The following is a 9,574-nucleotide window of genomic DNA, read 5'->3' as shown; positions in this document are numbered from 1 at the left end:
GATTCTTTAATATAAGATAGCACATAGGGCATTCTAATATATCCTAAGAGACTTTTAGAGTTTAGAATCAATGCTTGCCCTAGCTTATAGGCTAGATGATTGTGGATTCTGTCTTTGGCAACACCAAATTTTGAGCAGAAAAGTGCCACCTACGTGTTCAATTTTTTGATTTGCGTATTTAATGCTGTGATTGTGTGCTCTTTCGTCTTTCATTGCTCCTCTAAATTCTCTTTTACACAATGATACATTTTATTGTAGGGTTTAATAAAAAATCTTTCTACATTTAAATCAAAAAGAAGCCCAATAAGTATCTTCAGTATAAGCCCATTGCGTATTGGCTAACCAACACCACTTACTCCCTTTGGATTCTTTGCGAAAGTATGAAACAATCAAATCGGTAGATTCTCCTGCTTGTAAAAGTTAAAAATCTTAGTAATTTAGCGCATTTAAAAAGCAACCATAATCAATCTGCCAATAAAAATCAAAGTCTGGAAAATACTTTCTCGCTATATATGCCCAATAATCCGTGCTATTCCAAAGAGTGCTACCAACATTTTCCCCAAAGGTATAGAGATTTGCCTCTTGTAGCACTTTTAAATCAAGTAAAATACACTTTACCTCGATACCATAGAAGATTCTAATCTGTATAATCCCCCCTCGCATCTCATCTTGAATAATATGATTGCTATTGTTAATACCTAGCACACATTCCACATCACAATTTTACATTTTAGCAAATTCACTCATAATTACGGGAGTTATTTTATAAGCGCAAAACAATACTAAAGTTTTATTTCTCATTGATTCTCCTAAAATTATCCCGATTATACAACAATTCTATGTTATTTTCTTTTGAATCCGTGCAAATAATTCAACAATAGCGCATTCTAGCATAGAATAAACTTTCTCAAATCCGTCTAAGTCTCTGAAATAATAAGGGTCTGGAATCTCTTGTCCATTTAAACCAAAAGCCCCCATTAAAGCAAGTTTTTCTTGTGGAAAACCTAGTTGTAGCAAGTCGTGAAAATTTTGTCTATCCATTGCAACGATTAAATCAAAATCTAAGTCATTATAGAGACTAACTTTTCTCCCCTTAAGACTAGAAATATCAATGCCATGTCTCTTACCCACGAGGATAGAACGTTCGCAAGGTGGCTCATCAATATGCCACCCACTTGTGCCCGCAGAATCTATGCGCAAAGACAACCCCTCCTTCTTTGCAATCTCCCTTGCGATTCCCTCCGCTAAAGGTGAGCGACAAATATTTCCCAAGCAGACAAACAAAATAGAATGAATCTCCACTCCAAGCCTTTATGTAAATCTTAACCTCTTGTTAGTTTTGCATTGCAATCCATTTTTGCGCGATTCTGACTGCATTCGTCGCTGCGCCTACGCGGATTTGGTCTGCAACACACCAAAGATGCAAAATTTTCTTATCGTAGTTATCTACACGGATTCTGCCCACATAAGTTTCATCTCTATCAGTCGCAATAATTGGCATTGGATAAGATTTCTCTTGTGGATTATCTATCAACACAACGCTTTCGGCTTTGCTCAACACTTCTTGCGCTTCTTTAGCACTCACTTCACATTGAAATTTAATCGTAATAGCCTCACTATGGCTTCTAAGCACAGGCACACGCACACAAGTAGCACTGACTTCAAAATCGCTATGCATAATTTTATTAGTCTCATTGACCATTTTCATCTCTTCTTTAGTATAATCGTTGCCCAAAAATACATCAATGTGTGGAATTACATTGAGCGCGATTCTGTGAGGAAATGCCTTTGGCTCACAACTCTCAAGACTAAAATCAAAGAATTTTTGCATTTGCATTACGAGCTCTTCCATTCCCTTTTTCCCAGCTCCTGAAACGGCTTGATAAGTGCTAACATCTACGCGCTTGATTCCAAAAGCCTTATGCAAAGGGTCTAAAACCTGCACCATTTGGATTGTAGAACAATTTGGATTGGCAATAATCCCTGTTTTTTTCCACAAGGCAATGTCTTGAGGATTCACTTCGGGCACGACAAGAGGCACATCTTGTTGCATTCTAAAATGACTTGTATTGTCAATCACGACTGCACCGGCTTTTGCTGCACTTGGAGCAAACTCTGCACTCACGCTTCCACCCGCTGAAAAGAAAGCAATTTCAATCTTTTCTTCCTCAAACACATTATGGGTAAGTTCTTGGACTTTAATTGTTTCTCCTTGAAACTCTACCTCTCTCCCAACACTTCGCGCACTTGCAAGTGGCACAAGTTTATTAATAGGCAAATTGCGTTCCCCTAAAACCCTAAAAATCTCCTCACCGACTGCGCCTGTCGCGCCCGCTACTGCTATATTATATTTTTTCATCTTTTCTCCTTTAAAGTTTGATATTATAACGTTCCATTTTGCTTAAAAGCAACTCTTTTTTAAATCCCAACAATTCTGCTGCACTATCTACATCAGAATCACTCGCCTTGAGAGCCTCATAAATCAACTCTTCTTCTAGGTTGGCAATTTTCTTTTTGCCTCCACTTTCACGTGAGCTTAAAAACAAATCCTCTACCATAATCTCATCTCCCTCACAAAGAATCGCCGCACGTTCTATGACAGAAAGTAATTCACGAATGTTACCGGGCCACCGATAAGCAAGTAATTGCTCTTGCGCCCCTTTGCCCCAATGTTTTTTACCTACACCATATTGTTTATCCACTTGCTCTAACTTCCATTCGCATAGCGGAATAATCTCCTCTACTCTCTCGCGTAAGGGGGGAATGTGAATTGGGATTGTTTGTAATCTAAAAAACAAATCCTCCCGAAATTCTCCCTTTTGAATCTTTTTTTGAATATCCGCATTGGTCGCTGCAATAAAACGAATATCCACTTTGATAGGCTTTGAGCTACCCAAGCGCACGACTTCTTTTTCTTGCAAGACGCGGAGAAGCTTCGCCTGCAAGGAAGCTGGCATTTCACCGATTTCATCTAAGAAAATGCTTCCACCATTCGCCGCTTCAAACTTCCCTGCCCTCCCCTCTGTTGCATCCGTAAAAGCACCTTTTTCATAACCAAAAAGCTCGGATTCTAGTAAATTATCTGGAATCGCAGCCATATTGAGTGCGACAAAAGGCGCATTGGCTCTGGGTGAATTTTGATGAATATAATTAGCAAACAACTCCTTACCCACACCACTTTCTCCAAGCAAAAGGACTGCGGCGGAGGTTTTAGCTGCTTTATTGGCAAGCTTAAGAGCATTCTCTAATGCAGGTGAAGTCGCGATGAACTGCTTATTTTCTGTATGTTTATCATTTGATTTTTCGCTCTTTAGAGACTTTTTGCTCGCCTTTGCCATTACCTCTTGCGCCTTTTTAGCACGATGAATCGCCTCTACTAGAGTTTCAATTTCAAAAGGCTTAGTAAGAAAGTCTTTGACGCCCAAACGAATAGAATCAATCGCCTTGCCCAAAGTCGCATTTCCCGTAATGATGAGTGCCTCATAACGTCCATTCAAAACTTTCAAAAACTCCAAGCCGTCCATTTGCGGCATATTAATATCTGTAATAATCAAATCAATGCTTTCGTCAAGTTTTTTCAGCGCGTCTTTCGCACTTTTAAAGCTCACAACTTCAAATTCATCGTATTCTCCTAAGGCAATTTCAAGAGATTTTCGCATATTAATATCATCTTCAACGATAGCTAATTTCATCTTTACTCCTTTTTTGAGCTCAAATCCTCTGACAATAGATTAGGCGATAATGTCGGCTTAGAATCCCTTTTAAGATTCTTTGTCTGACGCACCAACGCATAAAGTATTGCGATTCCGCTTGCGTATTCAATCTTAATACGCGTAGGTGGAATCACTAAAAAGGTCATTGACTTGCCTCGTAAATTACTTACCTCACTGCGGTCCTCCAACCGCACACCCCAATTAAAAAAGCATTCCAAAATCTTAGGCTTATACTCATTAATCAAAGCTTTTTCATTTCTTGCTTCGTGATTAATTTCGCATTTTTTATAAGGATTTTTTGTTTGATTGAGAATCTTTGCACTTACCATTGCGGGAGAGAAATAATATTTCTCATTCAAAATGATTCCATTTTCTACCGCAACCCTATAAGAAAAAATGTATTCTGAAGCTTCGCATAAAGCCGCAAAACACATTAAACCAAACAGAATCCTAAGCATTATTCTAAATTATCAACCCCAAAGATTGAATTTTCTCCCTCATCACTTTCTTTTTCTTCTTCTTTCTCCTCTTTAGGGCAACGCGCAATAGAAACTACCTTATCATCATCTACATTTACAATGATGACACCACTTGTCGCGCGTCCTGCCTTACGAATGCTTTGCATATCTACGCGAATCATTTTACCACTACTTGTAAGCACCATAAGGTCCATTTTTTCATCTACATTGACTACCCCTACAAGCTTACCTGTCTTGCTTGTAAGCTTCATCGCTATCACGCCCTTACCGCCGCGATGCGTGATTCTGTATTCATTCACTTCTGTGCGCTTACCAATTCCTTTTTCGCTGACACTCAAAATTTCTTCATTTTCATCTGCGATTGCCGTTGCGCCAATCACATAGTCTTTAGGCATTTTAAATTTAATGGCTGTAACGCCTCGTGCCACGCGTCCAATTTCGCGCACATTATCCACACCAAAGCGCACGCACATTCCCTCATAAGTTACCACTAAAATCTCTTGAATGCTGGGGCTAATAATTTTAGCAGTAACAAGCTCATCATTTTCATCTAAATTAATTGCTTTAACCCCCACACTTCGGATATTTTTAAACTCGCTTAAATTGGTGCGCTTGATGATTCCATTTTTAGTAAAAAACGCGAGCGACTTATCCTCGTTAAAGTCTTTTGTTGTGATAGTCGCCATAATCTTTTCATCTGCACCAAGATTAATGAGATTCACGACTGCCTTGCCAATAGCCGTTCTGCTTGCTTCAGGGATTCTATAAACCTTAAGCCAATAGAGTTGTCCTTTATTGGTAATAAACATAATAGTATCGTGTGTATCCGAGACGAAGAAGCTTTCAATAAAATCATCTTCGTGTGTATTTGCCGAGATTTTTCCCTTGCCACCACGATTTTGTTTCTCATAGATACGCACAGGCACGCGTTTGACATAACCACGATGACTCATCGTTACAACTACGGGTTCATTAGGAATCAAATCCTCCATATCAATATTTTCATAATCCTCTTCAATCGCGGTTCTTCGCTTGGTTGAAAATTTTTCTTTGGATTCTAGCAATTCCTCTTTGATGATTGCATTGAGTTTGGCTTCACTCTTAAGAATCTCGCTTAAATGCGCAATTTCTTGGAGTAATGCTTGGTATTCGTTTTCAATTTTATCTCGCTCTAGCCCTGTCAGTCTTTGCAAACGCATATCCAAAATGGCTTGCGCTTGAATCTCGCTAAGGCTAAATTGACTCACCAACCCCTCTTTAGCAACTTTTGGGTCGCTACTTGCACGAATAAGCGCAACGATTGCATCAATATTTTCAAGTGCGACTTTTAAACCCTCTAAAATATGCGCGCGGGCTTTTGCCTTTTCTAATTCAAAAATCGTTCGCCGAATCACGACACTTTTGCGATGAGAGATAAAAAGTTCCAATAATTCCAAAAGCGAAAAAATCTTTGGCTCTTTGTTGTGAATCGCAAGCAAAATAATCCCAAAAGTGGATTCCATTGGGGTGGATTTAAACAAATGATTAAGCACAATCTCACTCATCGCCTCGCGTTTGAGTTCTACCACTACGCGGATTCCATCGCGGTCAGACTCATCACGTACCTCCGAGATTCCCTCAATCACTTTTTCTTTAGCGAGTTCAGCAATCTGTTCTACAAGGCGCGCCTTATTGACCTGATAAGGAATCTCATCTATTACGATAATGTCTTTGGTTTTGGTTCTTTCAATGTGTGTCTTGGCTCTAATTTTAATGCGTCCGCGCCCATTCTCATAAGCTTCACGGATTCCACTTTTGCCATAGATGATTCCACCTGTTGGGAAATCAGGTCCTTCAATGAATTGTAGAATCTCCTCTAACTCTGCTTTGGGATTATCAATCAAATAGACTAAAGCATCAATGATTTCATCGGTGCGGTGCGGGGGGATATTGGTTGCCATTCCCACAGCGATTCCATTAGAGCCATTAATCAACAAATTTGGCAAACGACTTGGTAAAATATCTGGCTCTTGCAAAGTGTCATCATAATTGGGGAGGAAATCCACAGTGTCTTTATCAATATCGCGCAATAATTCCTCTGCGGCTTGCGTCATTCTCGCTTCAGTGTAACGCATTGCTGCGGCACTATCGCCATCAATGCTTCCGAAGTTTCCTTGTCCATCTACCAATTCTAAACGCATAGAGAAATTTTGCGCCATTCTTACCAAAGCGTCATAAACCGCTGTATCCCCGTGTGGGTGGTATTTACCAATCACATCACCTACGATTCTCGCACTCTTTTTGTAAGCTACGCGTGAAGTAACGCCTAGTTCATACATCGCATATAAAATCCTACGATGCACAGGCTTTAATCCATCTCGTGCGTCAGGCAATGCGCGCCCTACAATAACACTCATAGAATAGTCTAAATAACTTTCTTTAATGGAATCCTCTATATTGACATTCTGAATATCTTGATTGAGTATATCCGACATTCCTTCCCTTTTTAATAAATTATTAAACTTTTGCGATTCTACCTTTATTTTACTTTAATCTTGCTAATAAATCTTTCTTTATTCTTTGAATGGGATTCATCAAATCCCAAAGGCTTAGAATCTCGCCTCAAATCCTATGCAAGATTCTGCAACTCGCCCCGCAAAATGCCAAACAACGTGCGCACAATGAGCCACGCAAAAATAAGCGTTACAGACAATAAGAGAAACAATGAAAGAAGCGCAAAAAGAGTGTCAAGAACATGTATAGAAGAAGCAATCGGTAAATCTGTGCTGGAGAGTTGTAAAATATTCACGTTGATTTTTATACTCGCAATGCACATTGCCGCCAATGGAAAGCTGATTGCCCACCACGAGATTCTAAAAGGGCAACATTTTCTAATCTGGACAATTTGAGGCAATAATGCCAATAACAAAAAGAGCCCAAGAAAAAAGAGAATATAGGGCAAAAAATCAAGCGCAAAGGCTTGGGAATCGAGCTTCATCATCAATGCCTGCATAGACGTAAATACCGCATGTGTGCTCACACCTGCGCCAAAAGGCGCGAGCAAGACAACCAAAGTGGGCATGAGTTTATCGGGGAGTTTGGCAAAAAAGACAATGCGCGCAAAGATAAGTGTGCAAAGCACAACTGTAAAAGAAAAACCCACAGCCATGCAAAAGATTGTGATGAAAAATCCTAAGTCAGGTAGGGCTTGTATCTGCGAAAAAATAGGCAAGACAAGAGGCAAGTCGAGCAAGCCCACGACAGGGATAATCCACGCGGGCGTGATATGTGCAAGTTCAAATTTATGGCAAATCCAAAATTGAACGATATGCACGCTAAAAATAAGCATAAGCGCAGCACCAAGAATCCACACGATGAGGCTAATTGTTTCAGAGATTCCAAGCCTCTGGAGCGCAAAAGGCAAAAGAAGCAAAGAAATACAGATTGTTCCAAAGAAAGGGCGCGTGATTGGCGAAAGAAATTCTTGCTTGCAGCTTTCAAAACTCGTCATAGCCTTAACACTATATGCAGCACCCAATGACACAAAAGCCACAACGGCAAAGACAGCGAAAATGAGCGAGAATAGTTCGGCAAAAGGCGCAAGAGAGGCTTGGATAACGCCAAGCACATCATGCTCGGGCGACTTTGCAGAATAAGACAAACTTAATGAACCTAGTTCCGACATTGCATGCCACGCAACACACATTGCGCTAAGCCCCATACACGCGCCAAAAAAGCTCACGGGCAAATAGCCCAAAACACCCTTTTTGCCATGAGATTCTTGCTTCTCCATATTTTCTTGAATCGCCTGTTCTTGCGGCATTGACGTTCCTTTGATTTCTAGGTTTGGATACCTCGTATCGTTCATCTTGGCGACATGTTATAATACAAATGTTAAACATGATATAAATATTATATAAAAATTATTTTGTTTGTCGTCTTAATAGTACCCAAACAATAAAACTCAAAATAAGACTTAGGATTCCCAAGATTCCGATAGTCATGAAAAAAGCTTGGAGATACACAAATAAAGCCTCGCTTTGTAAGTTGAGATTCTCAATTGAGTCTAGATTTCCACTCGCGATAATAGAAACATAAGGATGCAAAGAATCGCCGCTATTTGCGCTTATGAATGTTGGCATAAGAGCACCATAGAGCGCGACACCCACAGCTTCAGAACCTAGCCGAAATGAGTTGAGCACGCCTGCTGCAAATCCAGATTTCTTTGAATCAACACTGCTTAATGCAAGCCTATCGATTGCCCCCGCATGCAACCCCATACCGCAACCAATGATAAAGAGCGCTAATGGAATCAGGGGAATTTGCATTGTGTCGCTTAAAAAATATAAGACAACCAAAAGTAGGAATAATCCCATGCTCATCATTAAAGACATAATGAATGCAAAGAGTTTAGGATTTACTCCCTTATTTAAAAACCTCGCTGCTAAAATAGGGCAAAAGAGCATAGGCGCAGTGAGTGCAAGCATAAAAACTCCAACAAACGAAGCAGATAAGCTAAATACGGCAGAGAGAAAAATCGGGAAGTATGTGAGCAAGACCACAAAACTAAACCCAGCAATTACTGTAACGAGTGTGAAGCCAACGAAAGTTGGATTATTCAAAACTGCTATATCTAAAAATGGTATTTGATTATGACGATAATGACTTTTTTGATGCCATACAAAAACAATACCTATCACAATACAAAAAACAAAAAGTGCAGACATATAAGCCTGATAATAATCGTTGAGATTCATAATCAAAAACATCAAGCCCAACATGAACGCAAGAAACAAGATTGCGCCTATTATGTCAAAATCAAAAGCTTGTTGTTTCTGCTTCTCTTTGGGCAAGAAAAATATGATGACAAAAACAACAGTAAGGATTAAAAAATGGAAGATAAAAATCGCTTGGTAAGTGAATATGTCAATCAAAAAACCACTGATTGTTGGTCCTAGCGTGATTCCAAGCCCAGCCGTTGTACCAAAAGCTGCGAACACTTTGGCATGGTCTTTTGCGCTAAAGGTGCGCATTAAAAGCGCGCTGCCGCACGCAAAGACGCTTGCCCCGCCAATGCCCGCAAACACTCGAGCAATATCAAGCCATAAAAGCGTGGGCGCAAAGCCAGAAAATAACGAAGCGATGAGATAGAGCGCAACGCCCACAAGCAAGCAATGTTTAGCACCCCATCTATCGCTGATTGCGCCCCAAATCAGCGTGAAACATGCAAAAAAGAGGTTGAAACCATTCACAACCCATTGCAATAATGCGGAATCGCTCCCGAGTTTTTGGGCGATGTAAGGCAGAGCAATGGCTGTGCCAGAAATCGAGCTTGGCACAACAAAAACAGCAAGCAAGATGCTGCAAAGAATGAGGTTTTGAGGCATGGGAACTCCTTTGATT

Annotated in this window: 8 protein-coding genes and 1 pseudogene; all 9 read right to left on the bottom strand. The window is 40.1% G+C overall.

What is annotated here, in order from left to right:
- Nucleotides 1-116: pseudogene (locus HDT10_RS03665) on the bottom strand (sugar transferase); the annotation flags it as partial.
- A gap of 313 nt (nt 117-429) precedes the next feature.
- Nucleotides 430-705, bottom strand: coding sequence for a hypothetical protein (locus tag HDT10_RS03660; protein ID WP_290880102.1), 276 nt, complete (start codon nt 703-705; stop codon nt 430-432).
- A gap of 132 nt (nt 706-837) precedes the next feature.
- A complete protein-coding gene (locus HDT10_RS03655) occupies nt 838-1,302 on the bottom strand; it encodes a low molecular weight protein-tyrosine-phosphatase (protein ID WP_290880100.1) in 465 nt (154 codons plus the stop codon).
- 31 nt (nt 1,303-1,333) lie between these two features.
- Nucleotides 1,334-2,359, bottom strand: coding sequence for an aspartate-semialdehyde dehydrogenase (locus HDT10_RS03650; protein ID WP_290880099.1), 1,026 nt, complete (start codon nt 2,357-2,359; stop codon nt 1,334-1,336).
- A gap of 10 nt (nt 2,360-2,369) precedes the next feature.
- Nucleotides 2,370-3,692, bottom strand: coding sequence for a sigma-54 dependent transcriptional regulator (locus HDT10_RS03645; protein ID WP_290880097.1), 1,323 nt, complete (start codon nt 3,690-3,692; stop codon nt 2,370-2,372).
- A 2-nt stretch (nt 3,693-3,694) separates the two neighbouring features.
- Nucleotides 3,695-4,147, bottom strand: a complete 453-nt coding sequence (locus tag HDT10_RS03640; RefSeq protein ID WP_290880095.1) for a hypothetical protein — start codon at nt 4,145-4,147, stop codon at nt 3,695-3,697.
- 23 nt (nt 4,148-4,170) lie between these two features.
- Nucleotides 4,171-6,666 carry a DNA gyrase subunit A gene (gene gyrA / locus HDT10_RS03635; RefSeq protein ID WP_290880094.1) on the bottom strand — a complete coding sequence of 832 codons (2,496 nt, stop codon included), beginning with the start codon at nt 6,664-6,666 and terminating at the stop codon, nt 4,171-4,173.
- Between the two features lie 134 nt (nt 6,667-6,800).
- Entirely contained in the window at nt 6,801-7,994 is a 1,194-nt protein-coding gene (locus HDT10_RS03630; RefSeq protein WP_290880092.1) for a hypothetical protein, read from the bottom strand.
- Between the two features lie 100 nt (nt 7,995-8,094).
- A complete protein-coding gene (locus tag HDT10_RS03625; protein WP_290880090.1) occupies nt 8,095-9,558 on the bottom strand; it encodes an MFS transporter in 1,464 nt (487 codons plus the stop codon).
- Between the last annotated feature and the right edge of the window lie 16 nt (nt 9,559-9,574).

The organism is Helicobacter sp. (assembly GCF_014799995.1).
Taxonomy (GTDB): domain Bacteria; phylum Campylobacterota; class Campylobacteria; order Campylobacterales; family Helicobacteraceae; genus Helicobacter_D.
The sequence above is the reverse complement of the archived record's forward strand: the minus strand, read 5'-3'. Positions and strand labels throughout refer to the sequence as shown.

Coding starts and splice junctions, on each gene's coding strand:
- HDT10_RS03650 (WP_290880099.1), bottom strand. CDS start 2,359: ATGAAAAAATATAATATAGCAGTAGCGGGCGCGACAGGCGCAGTCGGT.
- HDT10_RS03645 (WP_290880097.1), bottom strand. CDS start 3,692: ATGAAATTAGCTATCGTTGAAGATGATATTAATATGCGAAAATCTCTT.
- HDT10_RS03640 (WP_290880095.1), bottom strand. CDS start 4,147: ATGTGTTTTGCGGCTTTATGCGAAGCTTCAGAATACATTTTTTCTTAT.
- gyrA (WP_290880094.1), bottom strand. CDS start 6,666: ATGTCGGATATACTCAATCAAGATATTCAGAATGTCAATATAGAGGAT.
- HDT10_RS03630 (WP_290880092.1), bottom strand. CDS start 7,994: ATGCCGCAAGAACAGGCGATTCAAGAAAATATGGAGAAGCAAGAATCT.
- HDT10_RS03625 (WP_290880090.1), bottom strand. CDS start 9,558: ATGCCTCAAAACCTCATTCTTTGCAGCATCTTGCTTGCTGTTTTTGTT.